We start from the raw sequence: 20,121 nt of genomic DNA, 5'->3' as shown, positions 1-20,121 counted from the left end.
TCAATTTACTCCGAATGATACAGGAAAAAGAAAAGTGGTGCTGGGCGTAATCAACTAGCACCAACTTTGTCTACAGTCTGAGAAATGCGCCGAAGCGCATTTCTCCTATCATCTCTACTCAAATTCCTATTATTCCTGCTCCCACACAAGCCCGGAGTTCTCCGCCCTCCGGTCCCTGAGCATCAATTCTGTCACAGCCTCCCTTGCGGATACGCTGTCAAACAGGACTGCATTTACCTGCTCGACGATGGGCATGGAAACATTGTATTTTTTAGAGAGAGCCAAAGCTGCTTTTGCGGAGTAGACGCCTTCTACCACCATTTTGACCTCTTTCATGGCCTCTTCCATGGATAAGCCCTGTCCGATGAGGATTCCGGCACGGCGGTTGCGGCTGTGCATGCTGGCGCAGGTCACGATCAGATCCCCAATGCCCGTAAGGCCTGCAAAGGTCTCCATCTTCCCGCCCATGGCCATGCCAAGACGGGTGATCTCCGCAATACCCCTGGTGATAAGGGCCGCCTTTGTGTTGTCTCCAAAGCCCAGGCCGTCGGCAATACCTGCCGCCAGGGCGATCACGTTCTTCAGAGCTCCGCCTACCTCAATCCCCTGCATATCGGGGCTTGTATACACGCGGAATACCTGGCTCATGAACAGGGACTGGACATATTCTGCTGTTTCCTTTTTGTGGGCGCCCGCCACGCAGGTGGTTGGAAGGCCTCTGCTGACCTCCTCCGCATGGCTGGGGCCGGAGAGCACTGTGACCTCTGCCTCCGGGAGTTCCTCCTCGATCTGCTGGGACAGGGTCATGAGGGTGTCCTCCTCGATCCCCTTTGCCACATTTGTGATAAGCTGCCCCTTTTTGAGCCAGGGCTTCATTTTCCTGGCGGTCTCACGCGCAAAAACAGAGGGCACTGCCAGGACCAGCAGGTCCTTTTCCTCCATTGCACTCTTAAGATCCGTGGTAATGCCGATCTCCTTTGGTATCTTCACCTCGCCCAGATTGGGGTGGAGGCGGGTGCTCCGAAGGGCCTCGGCCTCGCTGTCAAAGGCTGACCAGATCTCTACCTGATGTCCGTTTCCGTAAAGCAGGATGCCCAGGGCTGTGCCCCAGGTTCCTGAACCGATTATTCCAACTGATGCCATTTTCTTTCACCGTCCGTACCTGTATTGTCGCTAAGAGGCCCTTATTGTTTTTTTGCCCCTATTTTATTCTCTTTGCCCTGTGCCAGCCTTACGATATTCGCCCTGTGCCTCCAGAAGGCCATTGCAGCGATCACAAAGGTAACGGCGCAATATTCTGTGTAGGCAGCGGCTGAAAGGCCGTAGGCTCCCGTCCTTCCCATCAGGATATTCCAGATAAGCAGAATGGTGGAGACCACCAGAGAGCCTAAGGATACATACCTGGTGACTGCCACAATGCCGATGAACACAGCCAGACACAGGATGGTCAGTCTCCAGTCAATGGACAGGATGATCCCTGCCGTGGCCGCAATGCCCTTTCCTCCCTTAAATTGCAGATAGAATGGGAAATTGTGCCCCAGTATCACGCCAAAGCCTGCATACAGCATGTATACATACATGTGATCCGGCTGTCTGCTTCCAAATAAAAGCCTGACTATGAGACATGGTATCACGGTCTTCATCAGATCTCCGATAAAAACCGTCAGGCCTGCCTTGATGCCCATCACGCGGAGGGCATTGGTACTGCCGGAATTGCCGCTTCCGTGCTGGCGGATGTCGATCCCATGAGCCTTTCCATACAGATAACCTGTCTGTATCAAGCCGCACACATAACCTGCTGCCAAACATAAGATTCGTTCCATTCTCAAATCCCCCTTTCAGTCAATACAGCCTTTCCTGCTGTCACTGTTCCTTTGCCTTGCGCTCCCGGATAATGAACTTGAGGGAGGTACCGCGGAAACCAAAGGCACTCCTGATCTGGTTCTCCAAATACCTTGTATAGGAAAAATGCATCAGCTCCTTGTCATTTACAAAGATCACAAAGGTAGGCGGCTTTACCGCAACCTGGGTCATATAGTAGAGCTTTAAGCGTTTTCCCTTGTCAGAAGGCGGCTGCTGCATAGCCACTGCCTCTGTCATGATCTCATTGAGAACGCCTGTGGCCACACGCAGGTTCTGGTTCTGACGCACAGCGTCGATCATCTCAAACAGCTTTGGAAGGCGCTGTCCTGTGGCCGCAGAGACGAAAATGTACTCTGCATAGTTCATAAAGGCCAGGGTCTCCTTGAGCTTATTGGTGTATTTGTAGATGGTCTTGTCATCCTTCTCAATGGTATCCCATTTGTTCACAGCCACGATAATGCCCTTGCCCCTCTCGTGGGCAATACCGGCGATCTTGGCATCCTGCTCTGTCACGCCTTCCTTTGCATCGATGACAACGATCACAATGTCGGCGCGCTCCACCGCTGTCACGGTGCGGATAATGCTGTAGCGTTCCAGGTCCTCTTTTATCTTATTTTTTCTGCGCAGTCCCGCTGTGTCGATAAACACATAGGGCACGCCGTTGTGAACGATCTCCGTGTCCACCGCGTCTCTGGTGGTTCCCGCGATATCTGATACAATGACCCGGTTCTCTCCCAGAAGCTTATTTATAATGGAAGATTTTCCTACGTTGGGCTTTCCCACCACGGCGATCCTTGGACGCTCGTCCTCCTCCTCTTCCATCTGGGAGACATCGAAATGCTTGATGACCTCATCCAGCAGATCTCCGATACCCAGCCTGGAAGCCGCTGATACAGGGATAGGATCCCCGATACCCAGGTTATAAAATTCGTAGACATCGTTTCCAAATTTTGCCATGCTGTCCACCTTGTTCACTGCCAGCACAACAGGCTTTCTGGATTTGCGCAGCATGTCAGCCACCTTGGAGTCGGCGTCCACCATGCCCTGGCGCACATCTACAATGAAAATGATCACGTCCGCCGTAGCGATGGCGATCTCCGCCTGCTCCCTCATTTGGGACAGGATGATGTCATTGCTGTCAGGCTCAATACCGCCTGTATCGATCATGGTAAAATTCATATCCAGCCAGCTGCAGTCAGCGTATATCCTGTCTCTGGTGACTCCCGGCGTATCCTTTACAATGGAGATCGTTTCTCCTGCAATCACATTAAACAACGTGGATTTCCCCACATTGGGCCTGCCCACGATCGCAACGATTGGTTTGCTCATGTTTCCCTCACTCCCTCACTGCTCTTATATCTGCTTCCGGACGATCCTGTACTCATCGTTTGACTGGTAATAGGGGCATGCCCTTACGGTTCCCTTTAAGAAGCGTATATAGTCATCCTCATCCAGATCGACCTCACAGATATAATATTCATTCTCTTCATCATATACATAGTTGCCGCAGCTCTCACAGCTCGTCATCTTCCTGCCAGATTTCATCTAATTCATATCCCTCATATCCGTAATCGGCTCCGGGCATGGATGGCTCCTCTTCCTCCACCACCTCAAGCTCAGGGTGGAGGATCGCCTGGACGAAATCATGCCCGCTTGATTTTACTATACGAATTTTGACTTGTAAAGCTTTTTCTACCTCTTCTTTTGTCACATCGTCCAGGAAAACCTCTTCCCCGCTGCGGAACATATTGATGGGAAGAAGGAGGTATTCTCCCAGGGGCTTGTCCTTTAGCTGACAGATGATGTCGGCTCCTGTCAGCAGGCCGGATACCGTGATCATTTCTCCGAAAAAGTCATTAAAGATGGGGTAGATCTGTATGGTGCGGCCGGGAAATTTCTCCCTGATCCAGCCCGCATATTTGCATATATAGGTATAAGGAAGGCGGCCCGTGGCAATGGATACCAGCCCTTCCTCCTCATCTCCTGAAAGGCTCAAAAGCTCCTCCTCCACCTCTGTGGCCAGAAGCCGGAGCATCCCCACGCCGTTTTCCAGCTGGATATAGCCGTCGTAGCGCTCCTCCTCAGGCAGCGGACGCTCTGCCAGGGTGTAGAACTCATCGCTGGCATGGATAAAATGGGTGCCGTGCTCTGCATAGATCTTTTTCTGCCAGTCTTCGATCATATCAATGACCTCGCCTGCATCCTCCTTTGTGAAGGGCTCCAGGGGATAGAGGCCGTCCCTGTATTTGGAAAGGCCCACCGGAACCACGGACACGCTTTCCATATACGGAAGGTATTTGGTAAGGTCGCTTATGGTCCTCATAAGCTCCTCCCCGTCATTGACCCCCTTGCACAGTACCACCTGGCCGTTCATCTGGGTTCCGGCCTCATAGAGCCGGTCGATCATCTTTAACGCCCTGCCTGCAAAGCGGTTGTTCAGCATCTTGCACCGCAGCTCCGGGTTGGTGGTCTGCACGGAAATGTTGATGGGTGACAGCTTGAAGCGGATAATGCGGTCAATGTCCTTTTCCTTCATGTTCGTCAGGGTAATATAATTGCCCTGGAGAAAGGAAAGGCGGGAATCATCGTCCTTAAAATAAAGGGTCTCCCGCATCCCAGGCGGCATCTGGTCAATAAAGCAGAAGATGCACTTATTGCAGCAGGAGCGGTACTCGCTCATCAAACCATTTTCAAAGGTCAGGCCCAGGTCCTCATAGTCATTTTCAATATCAAGCTCCCACTCCTCGCCGTCGGCCTTTCGCACCAGCATGGTAATGGAAGCGCTGTTGATGTAGTATTCGTAGTCAAAAATATCTTCTATCTCATTGCCGTTAATAGACAGAACATAATCGCCCGCCTCCAGCTCCAGCTCCTCGCCAATGGAGCCCGGATCTACTTTGGCGATCTTATGGCCTTCCAGCTTTTTTTTCATGTCAAAACCTCTTTTTTTTATTACGCTCGTCCCTCGCTTCATAAAAACTTATGGGAATCGCAAACTCCGCTCCCCTTCGTCTGCGCAGCAAATAGTTTCGCGCTCTGGCGCTCAACTATTTTTTATTCTTTTCTTGTCTATTGAATTATATCATAACAATTTTACTTATTTTTGTAAATGGGCAGTTTGTGCCGCGGTTACCTTCCGGCAGCCGCGGCACAAACTGCGGAAGCCAGGCGGCAGTTCAGTTTCAGGAATTTTTTTGTTTTTTTGGTAGAAATACGTAGAATCACTTGACCCTGTTTCCCGGAAATGGTATAAATCATATGTGATATTTTCCAATTAATGATATTTCGACAAAGGAGCAAAGGCTATCATGGCTAACGATTTTGTATTTAATGATTCTCTTCCTGTAGCGCCGCTTAAGATCGCTGCCCTGGAGAGCTGCAAGGACTTTGCAGCAAAGGTAAACGACCACATCGTACAGTTCCGCCGCAATGACCTGGAGGAGCTGAAGCGCCGCAAGGAGGATCTGCATTACCGCGGGTATGACGTTGATTCCTATCTTTTAAAATGCAGCTGCCCCAGATTCGGGACCGGAGAGGCGAAAGCTGTCATTCATGAATCGGTACGTGGAACAGACGTCTATGCCATGGTAGATGTGATGAATTACAGCATTCCCTATACTGTCAGCGGATATACCAACCACATGTCTCCGGACGATCATTTCCAGGATTTAAAGCGTGTCATCGGCGCCTGCATTTCCACTGCCCACCGCGTAAACGTCATCATGCCATTCCTGTATGAGAGCCGCCAGCATAAACGCAGCAAAAGGGAGTCATTGGACTGCGCTATGGCCTTAGAGGAGCTGGCAGCTATGGGCGTACACAATATCATCACCTTTGACGCTCATGACCCCAGAGTTCAGAATGCCATTCCTCATTTCGGCTTTGACAATTTCATGCCCACCTATCAGTTCATCAAGGCCCTGTTCTCCAGAGAGCCCGGTCTTAGGATCGACAAGGAAAGCCTGATGGTCATAAGCCCTGACGAGGGTGCCATGAACAGGGCGGTCTATCTTGCTAACAATCTGGGCGTTGATATGGGTATGTTCTATAAGCGCCGCGACTACTCAAAGGTCGTCAATGGACGCAATCCCATTGTGGCTCATGAGTTCTTGGGTTCTTCCGTAGAGGGAAAGACCGTACTGATCATTGACGACATGATCTCCTCCGGCGAGAGCATGCTGGATACCTGTAAGGAGCTGAAGGAGAGAAAAGCTGCAAAAGCCATTGTATGCTGTACCTTCGGACTCTTCACCAATGGACTGGAGAAATTCGATGAGTTCCATAACAGGGGATATCTGGATTATGTGATCACCACCGATTTAAACTACCGTCCGAAGGAGCTCCTTGCGAGGGATTGGTACATTGAGGCGGATATGACCAAATACATGGCTGCCATCATCAATGCCCTGAATCATGACCGCTCCATCAGCGCATCCTTAAGTCCGACAGAAAAGATCCAGCGGCTGGTGAAAAAGCATCAGAGCGGCGGATATGAGTATTTTCAGACATTAGTATAGTTTTGCTTCAAAAGGCGCCTGGGCTAAATCACCCAGACGCCTTTTTACTTTTACATAGGAAACTCCTCCGGAGCCTCCTATGTAACAAAAAGCCCGACCGGCAGGATCGCACTACTTTCTTCCCATCCTCTGTCCGATCACATAGCACACAGCCGCCACAACCATTCCGTTGATGGAAGCGATCCCCCAGTTTACCACATTGGCCACCACGGCCCCCAGTATCACGCCTGCAATGGCAAACCAGTCCACTCTCTTCCTGTTCACAGCTCCGCGCTCGTATTCCTCCGGATGCATAAAATATCCCAGCACCAGGATGATCCCTACCGGAGGTAACGTACAGTTCAGCACGTTCAGCCAGTTACAGAAATGATAGTACAGCCACACGGAAGCCACAGTACCGATGATGCCTGACAACAGGACCATGGGCTTCTTCCTCTGGTGGAAGATATTGGACAGGCCCAGGCCCGCAGAGTAGAGGGCATTGTCATTGGTAGTCCAGATATTAAGTCCTAAGACCAGCACTGCCAGGTAAAACAGGTTCAGCCGGATCATGACCTCAAAGATGTCATTTCCTCCCACAAAGATATATGCCACTGCGCCGAAAAAGAACATCAGGGAATTGCCGATAAAGAAGGCCACCACCGTGGTGATGCCGCCTACCAGCCCATTCTTTGCAAACCGCGTAAAGTTTGGGGTGGCTGTTCCGCCTGACACAAAGGACCCGATCACCAGACCTGCTCCTCCGACTACGCTTAAGGTCCCGCTGGAGACTGCAAACTGATCCACGATAGTCCCATCCCCCTGACGGATCGCCATGACCATAGCCACGCTTCCCAGCACTGCCACCAGAGGCACGGCAATATAGCTCACGATCGTAAGGGACTGGATACCGAAATAGGCAGAGCCTGTCATACAGACGCCTGCCAGGATCACAAGGGCCCACTGGGCTGTGGTGCTTCCGCCCAGAAGCTCATTGGCCACCGGGATGGCAAACATGGCAAGGCCTACGCCAAACCAGCCGATCTGTGTAAAGCTGATCATGGCAGATGGCAGGTAAGAGCCCTTGATGCCAAAAGCCCTCTGGGCCAGCAGGTCAAGGCTTAAGCCCGTCTTTGCTCCCACATAACCCAGCAGTCCGGTGTAAAGCCCCAGGATAATGCCTCCCAGGACAATCGCGCCCATAAAGCCGGAAAAGTCCAGGCCCCCGGCCAGCTCCTGGCCCACCCACATGCTGGCTGAAAAAAAGGTAAAGCCCAGCATGATCATAAACATGGTAATGTAGCCCTTCCTGCCCTTCACAGGCACGGCGCATTCCGCATAATCCACATCTGTCTTTTGCTGCGTGTTCTTCTCACTCATACTCTTATCCCCTTTGTCATCTTGATCCTGAATTTCCGCACGTTGCACCGCGGCTGCCGGAAACTCAAGATATCGTTATATTGTTACAGAATGTATTTACGCAGCGCAGTCTTAAACTCCAGGATCCTGCGCTCTGCGATCTCTTTTAGGGTCACATCCTTCACACTCTCGATATAGCCCTTTTCCTGCTTGTAAAGCCACTCTGTCACCACAGGCTCCAGCCTTCCATAGTGGTTTACGCAGATCCAGTCCTCATAGCTGATGGGAGTGGCATAGCCCAGCTTCTCATCTAAGAGCTCCTTCTTGTCGATCTGGTCTGCCCGTGAGAGCAGTCCCTCCCAGAATTCCAGAACCTCCTTGATGTGCTCGTGGATCTCATAGCGCCGCGCTCCTCCGTCGTAGATAATGCATTTTTCAAAGAGCGGATCACGCATGGACAAGGTCTCACGCCGGAACTCCGGAGCAATAATGCCGCCCTTCCAGTAGAAATCCACATCCGGCAGGTTTATGCCGGACACCCCCTTGTCCTGGTAGGTGCTGAAAATGCCCTCGTAATAGACTGTGATAAAGCCCTCAAAGTTCGGCCAGAACTCCCGGATCTCCTTTGTCAGCCGCTCCAGCAGGCGGATCCCCTCTGTTCCGCCGATGGTAAAAATGATGATATTGCGCAGCTCTGCCCCGTTTTTGCGGTAAAAGCTGGTCACATGGCGCAGGCAGTGCACCAGGGTCTCGCCGGATGCAATGATATCTCCGATCAAAAGGGTGCTGCCGGGAACCATGGTAAGCTTGCTGTACTTGATCTCAAGGCCTGCGATCTCGTCATGGTCAAAGACTCTCTCACTGGAGAGAAAGCTGATGTCATGGACGCGGATATGCTCCCTGTAGCAGCTCTCCTCCAAAGGATAGTTGAGGGCCCCCCGCAGAATGGAGAGGATATTGGCTGCAGTCACCTTTTTCTTTTCTTTGAAATAGTACATCATCTGGGCCGTAGCCGGGATCAGACAGCGGTAGACCTCATAGCCCACGATTTCCGGTGTGTTGAGAAGCTTCCTTGTCTCTGCCTCTGACACGACATAGTATTCATTCTCAAAGCCGCCTTCCTCCAGACGGTAGCAGTCCACTCCCTGCTCCGAAAACTCCGGCACCAGCTCTACTTCATTCCAGCTTTTCATTTGTTCGTCCTCTCTTTCCCCTTTGCAGCTGACCGAACGCTCTTTATGCAGCGCGGCATTAACCAGTCAGCGGTCTTTTTCATCATCCCTGCACGAAAACAGCCAGTCTCCCGCCATTGGGAGACCGACTGCTTTATCCCTTCCAACTATCAAAAACAACCGTAACACTCGAAACAGGCTCTAAATACTCATAACTATAAAAATAATAGAATGAAGAAGGTCTGTTGTCAAGATTTAATAACATTTTATTTCAAACACAAAAAGGCCCCCAGATTGCCTCTCTCCTCCCCCACTCTCCGGTGGGAAAACAGATAGCCGCTGTTGCACATGGTGCAGATATTGGTCGTATGTATATTCTCAGGCCTTACTCCGGCTTCCAGGAAGATGATCTCATTTGCCTTCCATAGATCCAGCTGATATTTCCCCGGCTTGCCGTTTGGCGAAAACAGCAGGGAATGCCATTTGGGAGCAAAGGCACTTCCGAACGCTTCCGCTACCTCAGCTCCCACCTCAAAGCAGTCCCTGCAGATGCTGGGGCCGATGCAGGCAACCACGTCCTTGGGATCTGTCCCGAAGGCCTCTCCCATCGCATCCAGCGTAATCTGTCCCATGCGGTTTACGGTTCCCCGCCAGCCGGAATGGCTGAGCCCAATGGCTCTGTGGACAGTGTCCACCAGATAAAGAGGCACGCAGTCCGCGTAAAAAGTGACCAGGGTAATGCCGGGCACATTGGTGATCAGGCCGTCCACGTCCCTGTAGTCACGCTCCCGGATCACGCCCTTTCCTTCATCCTCTTTCGTGACCCTGCGCACATTTACAGTATGTGTCTGGTAGGAGACCACCATCCTGTCACGGTCGACCTCCAGGGCACGGGCCATCCTGGTAAAATTCTCCAGGACGTCCTGCGGCTCGTCTCCGCGGCTGTAGGAAAAATTCATGGTAGCAAATTTCCCCTTGCTGGCTCCTCCCAGGCGGGTGGAAAAGCCGTTTTTTACAAGCCCGGTCGCTTCCAGGGCTTTGAAGGAAAGGTAGGGCACGCCCTCCCTCTCGCAGATAGAAAATATCTGGTTTTCATTCTTATAATTCCAATCGATCATGGAAGCCTCCTCCCTAAAATGCATTTTCGATCACCTCTATCCGGTCTCCCAGTATACTGACCACATCAAACCGGCAGGGAGTATCCTCCCCCATCCTATGGCTGTACATATAGTATCTGGCCGCCTCCCGTATTCGCTTCTGCTTACGGCAGTCCACCGCCTCCGCCGGGGAGCCGTAGGCCTCGCTGCGGCGGTATTTTACCTCCGCAAAGACCAAGTACTGTTTATCCCGGCAGATCAGGTCGATCTCCCCCTGGCGGCATCTGTAATTTTTCTCCAGGACAATGCAGCCCCTTTTTTCGAAATGGGCAGCCGCTAACTGCTCATAGCGGCTGCCCAGCTGTCTTTTATTCATATCGTTCCCTGCGCCTCTTCCTGGTATAGCGTTTTGCAAATAGCTACACCAAATCACCAGCCTGCTTTCCCGATTGCACTGTTCAAAAAGCCTCAGCGTAGCCCGCTACGCCTGCGTTTTTTGAACAGCACACTCGAAAAAGCATTCGGCGTGATTGGTCCAGTTATTTGTCGAACGCTATACTAGGAGGTGAAATTCTTGATAAAGGTCCTGCGATGGATGGGACAGGGCCCCAGCTCCTTTATCGCCTGGATATGGGCTGCCGTACCGTAGCCCTTGTGCTTTGCAAAGCCGTAGCCCGGAAACATTTCCTCATACTCTGCCATCATGTGATCCCTTGTCACCTTTGCCAAAATGCTGGCTGCTGCAATGGAGATGCTTTTTGCATCTCCCTTGATGATGGGGATCTGGGGGATATCCACCATAGGGATCGTCACCGCATCATTGAGCAGAAGATCCGGCTTTACCTTAAGGCCGTCAATCGCTGTCCGCATGGCCTCATAGGTAGCCTGTAAAATATTGATCTCGTCGATCCTTCCAGGGCTTACAATGCCTACGCTCCATGCAACGGCCTTTTCCTTGATCTCTAAGAACAGCTCCTCCCGGCGTTTTTCCGAAAGCTTTTTGGAGTCATTGAGATAGAGGATCGTACAATCCTTTGGCAGAATGACAGCTCCCGCAGCCACAGGGCCTGCAAGAGGGCCTCTTCCGGCCTCGTCAATGCCGCAGATCGCAGCATAGGAAGCATTCTCCTTTTCAAATTCCTTCATGGCTTCCAGCCTTAAGAGCTCCTTTTCCAGCTTCTCCCCTTTTAACGTCCTGGGCATCTTATTTCACCTTATCCTCGTAGTCTTTTGCTTCCTCCAATGTGATCCTTCCCAGCTTTCCGGCCCTGAAATCATCCAGCAGAAGGGCTGCTGCCCTGGCAATATCCAGCTCTCCGCCCTTCATAAGGCAGGCCCTGCTTTTTGCGATCTGCTCTAATACAGCAGCTGCCTCCCTGATACTTGTGGCAGCCTCTCTCTCCTCCTCCAGGCCAAAGCGCTCTGTGAGCACCTGGGGATATGCCCTTTCCAGAAAGCAGATCAGCTCGCAGGCCAGCTCATCCTTGTTTAAGATCTGGTCGTTGATAGAACCGATCAGGGCCAGGTTCACACCCACCTGCTGATCCTCAAACCGGGGCCACAGGATACCGGGTGTATCCAAAAGCTCCAGGGTCTTATTTAAACGGATCCACTGGTTTCCCTTTGTCACGCCGGGCTTATTCCCCGTCTTTGCACAGGCCTTTCCAGCAAAGGAATTGATAAAGGTTGACTTTCCCACATTGGGAATGCCCACCACCATGGTGCGGATCGGGCGGTTTAGAATGCCTCGCCTTCTGTCACGCTCGATCTTTTCCTTACAGGCCTCCTGCACCACAGACTGCACCTGCTTTAGGGTTCCCTTGTTTCTCGCATCAATTTTCACTACATGAATGTTTCTGGACTCAAAAGCCTCCGCCCATCTGTTGTTCTTGGCCTCATCTGCCAGATCCGATTTGTTCAAAAGCACCATCCTGGCTTTTCCTGCTGCCAGCTCATCGATGTCCGGGTTGCGGCTGGAAAAGGGGACTCTGGCGTCCACCAGCTCGATCACAAGATCGATCAGCTTCATGTCCTCCTTCATGGCCCGCTTTGCTTTTGTCATATGGCCGGGATACCACTGTATATTCATTGATGTAACTCCTATTCTAGCATATGAACTTCCAAACTCTTCCACGCATCTGCTTTTGCGGCATAAGGAGACCTTGGGAGTACATGCATTTTACGGGGAAGGGATAAAATCAATATTTAAGAGGGGAAGGATCCGAAACCACACCTTACCCTGGATCTGCTCCTCCTTCACATTGCCGATATTGGAAAAGCGGCTGTCCTCACTGCTGTCCCTGTTGTCTCCCAACAGGAAGTACTCATCCTCCGCCAGCTGCACCGGGTTCTCTGCCCTTCCTGCCAGAGACACCTGTTCCAGGCCATTCTCCGCATTCAGGCATTCCCCATCTATAAAAACGAATCCGCCTTTGATCTGGATCGTCTCTCCAGGAAGGCCGATCACGCGTTTTACGTTCTTCTTATTATCCTCACGTTCAAAAACCACGATGTCAAAGCGCTCCGGCTTTCCCACATCGTAGATCAGGCGGTTCACAAGCACCACGTCCCCGGCATCCAGAAGGGGCTGCATGGAATTGCCCGATACCTGCACCTGCCCGCAGAAGCCGTATACCAAAAACCACGCGCATGCCAGGACCACCACAATATTCACCACCCAGCGGATGCTTCGGCGCAGCCAGGCGGTGTCCTCGTTGATATAAAACTCCACTGTTCACATCCCATCTTGTTTTTATCACACAGGGAAGCTCACGGTCTTCCCCATGTGATAAGAAAGGGACAATTTTCATTGTCCCTTTTTTGCGCTCATTACTGATTATTTAACTAATTCTTTTACCTTGGCAGCCTTACCAACTCTTGCTCTTAAGTAGTTCAGCTTTGCACGTCTTACCTTACCTCTGCGTACAACCTCGATGTTGTCAACGCTTGGGGAATGTAATGGCCATGTCTTCTCTACGCCGATACCGTTGGAATTCTTTCTTACGGTGAAGGTCTCTCTTGCGCCGCCGTTCTGTCTCTTGATGACAGTTCCTTCAAAAATCTGGATTCTCTCGCGGTTTCCCTCTCTGATCTTGTTGTATACCTTTACGGTATCGCCAACCTTAAAGCTGGGAACAGTCTCCTTCATCTGAGCTGCTTCAATGTTCTTAATAATCTCGTTCATGTGTGAACCTCCTTCATCTATTGGATGTTCTTAATACGCTCTGCGGTAAAACAAATTCACTGCATTCTGGTAACAGAGGACCATCTATTCTTGTCACAACGTTTGCATTCTACCATATATTATGCCGGAATGCAAGCATTTTATTATGAAATCTCCTCTTTTTCGTAACTATTCAGCCATGCGGCAATTTGTACGGAAGATAAAGATGCACCTTGTCTATGCGGTTGCGCTCCACCTGCTCTGCCACCAGGCGGATACCCTCTGCCTCTGTCTCCTCCCCCTGCGCAGGAAGATGGTCCAGGCGCTCGATCAAAAAGCCGCCGATGGAATCATAGTCATCAGAGGACAGCTCCAGGCCCAGCTTGTCATTCAGGTCATCCAGCTTCATGGATCCCTCCACCAGGTACTCTCCATTCCCCAGATCCACAAGCTCGTCCTCCTCATCCTCATCATATTCATCCCGGATATCGCCCACGATCTCCTCCAGAATGTCCTCCAGGGTGATCAGGCCGGCTGTCGCTCCGTATTCATCCAGCACAATGACAATGTTGTTGGAGGTCTTGCGCATATCCAGCATAAGCTCTGAAAGCTTTTTTGACTCAAAGGTGTAGAGAGGCTGGCGCAGATGATCTGCTATGGAAAAATGCTCCCTGTCCCCGATCAAAAGCAGGTCCTTCATATTGATGATGCCCACCACATTGTCCGTATTGTCCTGGTAGACAGGAAGACGGGTGTAGCGCTCCTGCCGGAATATCTCCAGCAGCTCCTCATACCCTGCATCAATATTGATAAAGGTCATATCGATCCTGGGTACCATGATATCCCTGGCTACGGAATCGCCCAGATCAAATACGTTATTGATCATTTCCTTTTCTTCTGACTCGATCACGCCCTTTTCGTGGCCCACCTCAACAATGGTGCGCAGCTCGTCCTCTGTCATGTCATCCCTCGGCTTATTGGGATCCACCTTGAGAGCCCTAAGGACACAGAGGGACATGCGGTTTACCAAAAAGATCACCGGCGTAAGCACGGTCATCAGCAGATAGATCACATGGCCGAACCGCAGGGCATTCTTCTCCGCCTCAAGGGTCGCAATGGTCTTTGGCGTAATCTCGCCGAAGATCAGGATGAGGAGGGTGAGGACACCTGTTGCAGCTCCCGCAGCAGCACTGCCGAAGACCTCTGTCACCAGCATGGTCAGCATGGAGGAGGCGGAAAGGTTCACCACATTGTTGCCAATGAGAATGGCGCTGAGCATCTTGCTCTGGTTCTCAGACAGCTTCATCACCCATATGGCTGCCTTGTCACCGGACTCTGCCAGAGTGCGGATACGGATTTTATTGACGGTAGTCAGGGCTGTTTCCGAAGAAGAAAAGAAGGCGGAAAGCCCCAGTAAAATAAGAATGATCACAATACGTATGGCGATCGTGTCACCAGCTGGATCCAACGTTATCAACTCCTGTTTCTTTCTATAATAGTAACTATTCTGAACAGTTACCTATAACATATGATTTTTCATGAGATTTTACAGCATTCCCCGGCTTCTGTCAATGCATTTTTCTATCCCGCAGCATTTTTATCCGCAGGGCGCAGACCCTGTAAAAGCCCTTGATATCCTCCAGGGTGCACTCCTTTGCAGCCAGAAGCTTCTTTGTAAGAGCCATGGCCCGGCGCTTTGTCCTTCCGGCAGCCTCCGGCCTGTCCACGGCCTCCACATACCTGTCAATGACCGACTCAAGCTCCTTTAAGCCCTCTTCTCCATCCCGCAGGCTGTCCAAAAGCTTCTGCTCCTTTATGGTCAGTTTGGCATCCTTTAACAGGTCCGGACGACGCTCCAGGGTCCGCCGGATGGACTGCTCCCTTCTCCAGGCCTCAATATTCTTGTGATGACCTGTAAGCAGCACTTCAGGCACAGACAGTCCCTGATAGACCTCCGGGCGGGTGTACTGCGGATACTCCAGCAGATTGTCGTGGAAGGATTCCTCCTCCGCCGATGCCTGACAGCCCAGCACCCCCGGCACAAGGCGGGAAATGCAGTCGATCATCACCATGGCCGGAAGCTCGCCTCCTGTCAGCACGTAGTCCCCTACAGACAGGTGATCCGTGGCGATCAGCTCCAGGGCGCGCTCATCGATCCCCTCGTAGTGGCCGCAGAGGAATACCAGGTCCTCCTCCTTTGCCAGCTCCTCTGCGATAGACTGGTCAAACACACGGCCCTGGGGCGTCATGTAAAGGACCCTGGGGCGTTTTCCCAGCTTGGCACACAGATCCTCATAAGCATCGCACACAGGCCCCGGCTGCATCACCATACCGGCTCCGCCACCATAGGGCGTATCGTCCACATGCCTGTGCTTATCCTTGGAATAATCCCTGATATCAATGGCCTCCACGGAAATGGTTCCCTTATCCATGGCCCTGCCTGTGATGCTTGTCCCCAGACCTCCCATCACCATATCAGGAAATAATGTCAGTATGTGAAACCTCATAGATTCTCCTTCCAACGGTTTTTAAGCTTTGTCTGGAGGCGGTATAATGTATTCAGGGCATCGATGGGCGTCATGGTGGAAAGCTCCAGTCCGTCCAGCTCCCGGATAATGTCATCGTCTTTTACCGTGTCAAAGAAGGAGAGCTGCTGCATATCCACCTCATCCGGCTTTGGAACTGCCTTGTGCTGGGTAATATTGGCGCTGATCTTTGCGATCTCCTTTGTCTTGGCCGTGATATCATTTTCCGTGAGCTCCGATGCGATCTCCTTTGCCCTGGCAATGACGGAATCCGGCACCCCGGCCAGCTTTGCCACCTGAATGCCGTAGCTCTTGTCCGCTCCGCCCCTTACGATCTTTCTTAAGAATACAATGTCGTCCCCCTGCTCCTTCACGGCAATGCAGTAGTTCTTCACCCCTGCAATGGTGCCCTCCAGCTCTGTGAGCTCGTGGTAATGGGTGGCAAAGAGCGTCTTTGCTCCCAAAAGCTTTGTGTTGCTGATATGCTCGATCACTGCCCAGGCAATGGAAAGGCCGTCAAAGGTGCTGGTCCCCCTTCCGATCTCATCCAATACCAGAAGGCTGTTCTTCGTGGCATTGCGCAGGATATTGGCAACCTCCGTCATCTCCACCATAAAGGTACTCTGGCCGCTGGCAAGGTCGTCAGAAGCCCCCACGCGGGTAAAGATTCTGTCGCAGATACCGATATCCGCCTCCTGAGCCGGCACAAAGCTTCCCAGCTGGGCCATCAGGACGATCAGGGCCACCTGACGCATGTAGGTGGATTTTCCCGCCATATTCGGCCCTGTGATAATGGACAGACGGTTCTTGCCATTGTCCAAAAAGGTATCATTTGCCACAAAAAGGTCGTCCCGCATCATCTGCTCCACCACCGGATGGCGGCCGTTTTTGATCTGGATCACGCCCTTTTCATTGATGACTGGCTTGACATAGTTGCGCCTGGTTGCCACTGTGGACAGGGAGCAGAACACATCCACTCCGGCAATGGCCTTTGCCGTCTTCTGGATGCGGATCACCTGGGCGGCGATGTCATCCCTTACCTGGCAGAACAGGTCATATTCCAGGGACACCAGCTTATCCTCCGCCCCCATGATGATGTCCTCCAGCTGCTTTAACTCATCTGTGGTAAAGCGCTCTGCATTGGTGAGCGTCTGTTTCCTCACAAAGTAGGACGGAACCATATCCTTAAAAGAATTGGTGACCTCAAAATAGTAGCCGAAAACCTTGTTGAACTTGATCTTTAAGTTCTTGATCCCGGTTTTTTCCTTTTCCCTGGTCTCCAGCTCTGCCAGCCAGTCCTTTCCCTCGGTCTTTGCATGGCGCAGGCGGTCGGCTTCTTCATTGTAACCGTCCTTTATGATGCCTCCCTCACGGACGGTAATGGGCGGGTCATCTCCGATAGCCCTGTCAATAAGCTGGTACAGGTCCTGCAGGGGATCCAGCTCCTCTGCCAGTTCCTTAAGCAGCTCACTGTTAAACTCCTCCAGGATATGCTTGATATATGGCAGCATTTCCAGGGAGGTCTTAAAGGCAACTAAGTCTCTGGGATTGGCCGTCTTGTAGCTGATGCGCCCGATCAGGCGCTCCAAGTCGTAGATGGGGTTTAAATACTCGCAGATCTCCTCCCTGGAAATGAAATTCATATTCAGCTCCTGGACCGCATTCTGGCGCTTTATGATCTGCTCCTTGTGGATCAGGGGCTGCTCAATGTAGTTTCTTAAGAGCCTGGCTCCCATGGCCGTCTTTGTCTTGTCCAGCACCCACAGCAGAGTGCCGCGCTTCTGCTTCTCCCTCATGGTCTCCACCAGCTCCAGATTCCGCCTGGTAGAGGTATCGATGATCATAAACTGCCCGGTGGAATAGGGGGTGATGGAGGTGATATGCTCCAGCGTGCTCTTTTGTGTCTCATACATGTACTGCATGACGGCCCCGGCCGCGATCACTCCCACTGCATAGTCATCCAGCCCCAGACCGCTTAGAGCGCCCACCTTAAAATGCTCCCGCAGAACCTTCCTGCAGGACTCATCCCCAAAGAAATGGCTGTCCAGATCGGACACTGCCACATGGTAGCGGTTTTTCAGCTCATCCAGATCCACTCCCGACATATAGAAGGCGTTGTTGCAGATGATCTCTGAGGGTGAAAACTTGTTGATCTCATCAAACAGCTCCCGGTCACTCTCCACCTCCGTCACCAGGAAATCTCCTGTGCTGATATCTGCGGTGGATACGCCGTACTTTCCGTCCAGATACACGATACCCATAAGGTAATTGTTCTTTGTCTCGTCAAGTGCCTGGGCGCTGGTGATGGTTCCGGGAGTCACCACACGGATGACCTCCCTCTTAACAAGGCCCTTTGCAAGCTTCGGGTCCTCCATCTGCTCCGCAATGGCCACCTTGTAGCCCTTCTGCACCAGACGGTAGAGATAGGAATCCACTGCATGGAAGGGGACGCCGCACATGGGCGCCCTCTCCTTTAATCCGCAGTCCTTTCCCGTCAGGGTGATCTCCAGCTCCTTTGATACCGTCAGGGCATCGTCAAAAAACATTTCATAAAAATCCCCCAGGCGGTAAAACAGGATACAATCCGGGTATTCCTGTTTTGTTTCCATATAGTGCTGCATCATAGGGGATAACTGTGATAAATCCAATGGTCTGCCTCTCTTCTCTCGTATGTACAGTAACTATTCAGCTGAATAGTTACTATGTGTATGTGCCGGCGCAGGTCTTTTAATCTGCGGTCCGTCCCATATAGTAAAAGCCCTTGCTCTCCTCCAGGTAAACATTGACCAGCCTTCCGATCATAGACGGATCGCCTGGGAAATGTACAATAGTGTTGTTTGACATACGGCCTGTCATAAGCTCCGGTGAGTGATCATTTACCTCCTCCACAAGCACCTCCTGGACTGTGTGGAGGTCTCTGCCGCATACTTCCGCCGACATATCCTGCACCTCTTTTAGCAGCCTGTCAAACCGCTCCTTCACCACGTCCTCCGGGACCTGATCCTCCATGGAAGCCGCGGGTGTACCTGTGCGTTTGGAATAGATGAAGGTAAATGCACTGTCAAAGCGCACCCGTCTCACCACGTCCAGTGTCTCCTCAAAATCAGCCTCTGTTTCCCCCGGAAAGCCAACGATGATATCTGTTGTCAGAGAAATACCGGGAACTGCGGCCTTGATCTTCTCAGCCAATGCCAGGTACTGCTCCTTTGTGTAGCGGCGGTTCATGACCTTTAATATGCGGCTGCTTCCTGACTGCAGGGGCAGGTGCAGGTGGCGGCAGATCTTTTCTGAACGGGCCATCACCTGGATCAGCTCATCGGACAAATCCTTCGGGTGGGAGGTCATGAAGCGGATGCGCTTTAAGCCATCGATCTTCTCCACCTCCTGTAAAAGCTCAGCAAAGGTCATAGGGCTTTCCAGGTTCTTTCCGTAGGAGTTCACATTCTGTCCCAGAAGCATGACCTCCACCACACCGTCTGCCACCAGGTTTTTTATCTCCTTTATGATCTCCTCCGGCCTACGGCTGCGCTCCCGTCCCCTTACATAGGGTACGATGCAGTAGCTGCAGAAGTTGTTGCAGCCGAACATGATGTTGACGCCGGACTTAAAGGGATATTTGCGCTCTACGGGAAGATCCTCCACGATCTGGGTGGTGTCCTCCCAGACATCGATCACCATTCTCCGCTTTTTTCCGGGTCTTTTGCCTGCCGCCGCATCTCTTTCTGGTCCGGATCCTTCTCCGGCCGTGCTCTTTCTGTCCGGCTCCTGGGCCAGCTCTCCGGCTCTGCCCTCCAGGCAGATGCTCACAAGTTCAGCCAGCTTGAAAATGTTGTGTGTTCCAAAGATCAGGTCCACATAGCGGTAGCTCTTCTTGATCTTCTCCACCACTTCCTTTTCCTGCATCATACAGCCGCACAGGGCGATCATCATCTCAGGATGCTTCTTCTTCCTGGCTCCCAGCTGTCCCAGGCGTCCATACACCCGCAGGTTCGCATTTTCCCGGACAGTGCAGGTATTGTAGAGAACGAAATCTGCATCCTCGGTCTCCACTGCCTCGTAGCCAATGGTCTCCAGGATACCCAAGAGCTTTTCCGAGTCCCTGGCGTTCATCTGGCAGCCAAAGGTATTAATGCAGCAGGTAAGGGGCCTGCCCAGCTCTGCAGATATCTCTGCCAGCTGCATTTTCGCCCTTTTCATAAAATACTGCTGACGCTCCGGCTCAGTGGCCGGAGGGGCGGACGTTCCTGCCGTTTTTGTATAAAATACTCCGGATTCTTCCATCTATCTTGCTCCTAACTCTGTATAGTTTCATTTACAGGGTATCAATCTCTTTTTTCAACAAGTTGAATTTTACTTTAAATTGCTAGTAAAGTCAACACAAACAAAAAATGCCAGCCGGATCTGCAAAACTGCATTTCCGTTGGCATTTTTCATTTTATAGATGGA

Annotated in this window: 18 protein-coding genes; 1 reads left to right on the top strand and 17 read right to left on the bottom strand. The window is 51.7% G+C overall.

Annotated features, from left to right (window positions below):
* Positions 1–129: 129 nt before the first annotated feature.
* Genes LIZ87_RS03700 through LIZ87_RS03680 form a run of 5 tightly spaced genes read right to left on the bottom strand, consistent with a single transcriptional unit; the run spans position 130 to position 4,795 of the window.
* Positions 130–1,143 (bottom strand): NAD(P)H-dependent glycerol-3-phosphate dehydrogenase, encoded by a 1,014-nt coding sequence (locus LIZ87_RS03700; protein WP_178315054.1) that lies wholly within the window; start codon positions 1,141–1,143, stop codon positions 130–132.
* Between the two features lie 41 nt (positions 1,144–1,184).
* A complete protein-coding gene (plsY, locus tag LIZ87_RS03695) occupies positions 1,185–1,823 on the bottom strand; it encodes a glycerol-3-phosphate 1-O-acyltransferase PlsY (RefSeq protein ID WP_178315056.1) in 639 nt (212 codons plus the stop codon).
* Between the two features lie 40 nt (positions 1,824–1,863).
* On the bottom strand, positions 1,864–3,192 hold the full coding sequence (gene der / locus LIZ87_RS03690; protein ID WP_178315058.1) for a ribosome biogenesis GTPase Der: 1,329 nt from the start codon (positions 3,190–3,192) through the stop codon (positions 1,864–1,866).
* A 24-nt stretch (positions 3,193–3,216) separates the two neighbouring features.
* The gene (locus LIZ87_RS03685; RefSeq protein ID WP_178315060.1) at positions 3,217–3,408 is read right to left on the bottom strand and encodes a DUF6472 family protein; all 192 of its coding nucleotides are present in this window, start codon (positions 3,406–3,408) and stop codon (positions 3,217–3,219) included.
* The gene (locus tag LIZ87_RS03680) at positions 3,377–4,795 is read right to left on the bottom strand and encodes a DUF512 domain-containing protein (protein ID WP_227145326.1); all 1,419 of its coding nucleotides are present in this window, start codon (positions 4,793–4,795) and stop codon (positions 3,377–3,379) included. Before LIZ87_RS03680 ends, LIZ87_RS03685 begins: the two co-directional genes overlap by 32 nt.
* Positions 4,796–5,171: 376 nt before the next feature.
* Between LIZ87_RS03680 and LIZ87_RS03675 the strand changes: the two genes are divergently transcribed.
* The gene (locus tag LIZ87_RS03675; protein ID WP_178316066.1) at positions 5,172–6,380 is read left to right on the top strand and encodes a ribose-phosphate pyrophosphokinase; all 1,209 of its coding nucleotides are present in this window, start codon (positions 5,172–5,174) and stop codon (positions 6,378–6,380) included.
* A 111-nt stretch (positions 6,381–6,491) separates the two neighbouring features.
* Here LIZ87_RS03675 and codB read toward each other — a convergent pair whose 3' ends face one another.
* From codB to miaB, 12 genes are all read right to left on the bottom strand, one after another.
* Entirely contained in the window at positions 6,492–7,739 is a 1,248-nt protein-coding gene (gene codB, locus LIZ87_RS03670; RefSeq protein ID WP_178316067.1) for a cytosine permease, read from the bottom strand.
* An 83-nt stretch (positions 7,740–7,822) separates the two neighbouring features.
* Positions 7,823–8,911 carry a hypothetical protein gene (locus tag LIZ87_RS03665; RefSeq protein WP_227145324.1) on the bottom strand — a complete coding sequence of 363 codons (1,089 nt, stop codon included), beginning with the start codon at positions 8,909–8,911 and terminating at the stop codon, positions 7,823–7,825.
* Positions 8,912–9,156: 245 nt separating this feature from the next.
* Positions 9,157–10,008, bottom strand: a complete 852-nt coding sequence (gene pgeF / locus LIZ87_RS03660) for a peptidoglycan editing factor PgeF (protein WP_178314936.1) — start codon at positions 10,006–10,008, stop codon at positions 9,157–9,159.
* A 13-nt stretch (positions 10,009–10,021) separates the two neighbouring features.
* Positions 10,022–10,363 carry a YraN family protein gene (locus tag LIZ87_RS03655; protein WP_227145322.1) on the bottom strand — a complete coding sequence of 114 codons (342 nt, stop codon included), beginning with the start codon at positions 10,361–10,363 and terminating at the stop codon, positions 10,022–10,024.
* A gap of 182 nt (positions 10,364–10,545) precedes the next feature.
* The gene (locus LIZ87_RS03650) at positions 10,546–11,190 is read right to left on the bottom strand and encodes a ribonuclease HII (RefSeq protein WP_178314938.1); all 645 of its coding nucleotides are present in this window, start codon (positions 11,188–11,190) and stop codon (positions 10,546–10,548) included.
* A gap of 1 nt (position 11,191) precedes the next feature.
* Positions 11,192–12,076 carry a ribosome biogenesis GTPase YlqF gene (gene ylqF, locus LIZ87_RS03645; protein ID WP_178314939.1) on the bottom strand — a complete coding sequence of 295 codons (885 nt, stop codon included), beginning with the start codon at positions 12,074–12,076 and terminating at the stop codon, positions 11,192–11,194.
* Positions 12,077–12,166: 90 nt separating this feature from the next.
* Complete coding sequence (lepB, locus tag LIZ87_RS03640; RefSeq protein ID WP_178314941.1) at positions 12,167–12,718, bottom strand: signal peptidase I; 552 nt, start codon at positions 12,716–12,718, stop codon at positions 12,167–12,169.
* A 105-nt stretch (positions 12,719–12,823) separates the two neighbouring features.
* Positions 12,824–13,171, bottom strand: coding sequence for a 50S ribosomal protein L19 (gene rplS, locus LIZ87_RS03635; protein ID WP_178314943.1), 348 nt, complete (start codon positions 13,169–13,171; stop codon positions 12,824–12,826).
* Between the two features lie 172 nt (positions 13,172–13,343).
* Positions 13,344–14,618, bottom strand: coding sequence for an HlyC/CorC family transporter (locus LIZ87_RS03630; RefSeq protein ID WP_178314945.1), 1,275 nt, complete (start codon positions 14,616–14,618; stop codon positions 13,344–13,346).
* Positions 14,619–14,718: 100 nt separating this feature from the next.
* Positions 14,719–15,657 carry a tRNA (guanosine(37)-N1)-methyltransferase TrmD gene (trmD, locus tag LIZ87_RS03625; RefSeq protein ID WP_178314947.1) on the bottom strand — a complete coding sequence of 313 codons (939 nt, stop codon included), beginning with the start codon at positions 15,655–15,657 and terminating at the stop codon, positions 14,719–14,721.
* Positions 15,654–18,299, bottom strand: a complete 2,646-nt coding sequence (gene mutS / locus LIZ87_RS03620) for a DNA mismatch repair protein MutS (RefSeq protein WP_178314953.1) — start codon at positions 18,297–18,299, stop codon at positions 15,654–15,656. Before mutS ends, trmD begins: the two co-directional genes overlap by 4 nt.
* 103 nt (positions 18,300–18,402) lie before the next feature.
* Positions 18,403–19,956: a tRNA (N6-isopentenyl adenosine(37)-C2)-methylthiotransferase MiaB gene (gene miaB / locus LIZ87_RS03615; RefSeq protein ID WP_227145320.1), complete on the bottom strand. Its 1,554-nt coding sequence runs from the start codon at positions 19,954–19,956 to the stop codon at positions 18,403–18,405.
* Positions 19,957–20,121 lie beyond the last annotated feature (165 nt).

This window comes from Lacrimispora sp. 210928-DFI.3.58, from assembly GCF_020554865.1.
Classification (GTDB): Bacteria; Bacillota; Clostridia; order Lachnospirales; family Lachnospiraceae; genus Enterocloster.
This window is presented reverse-complemented; position numbering and strand designations above follow the sequence as displayed.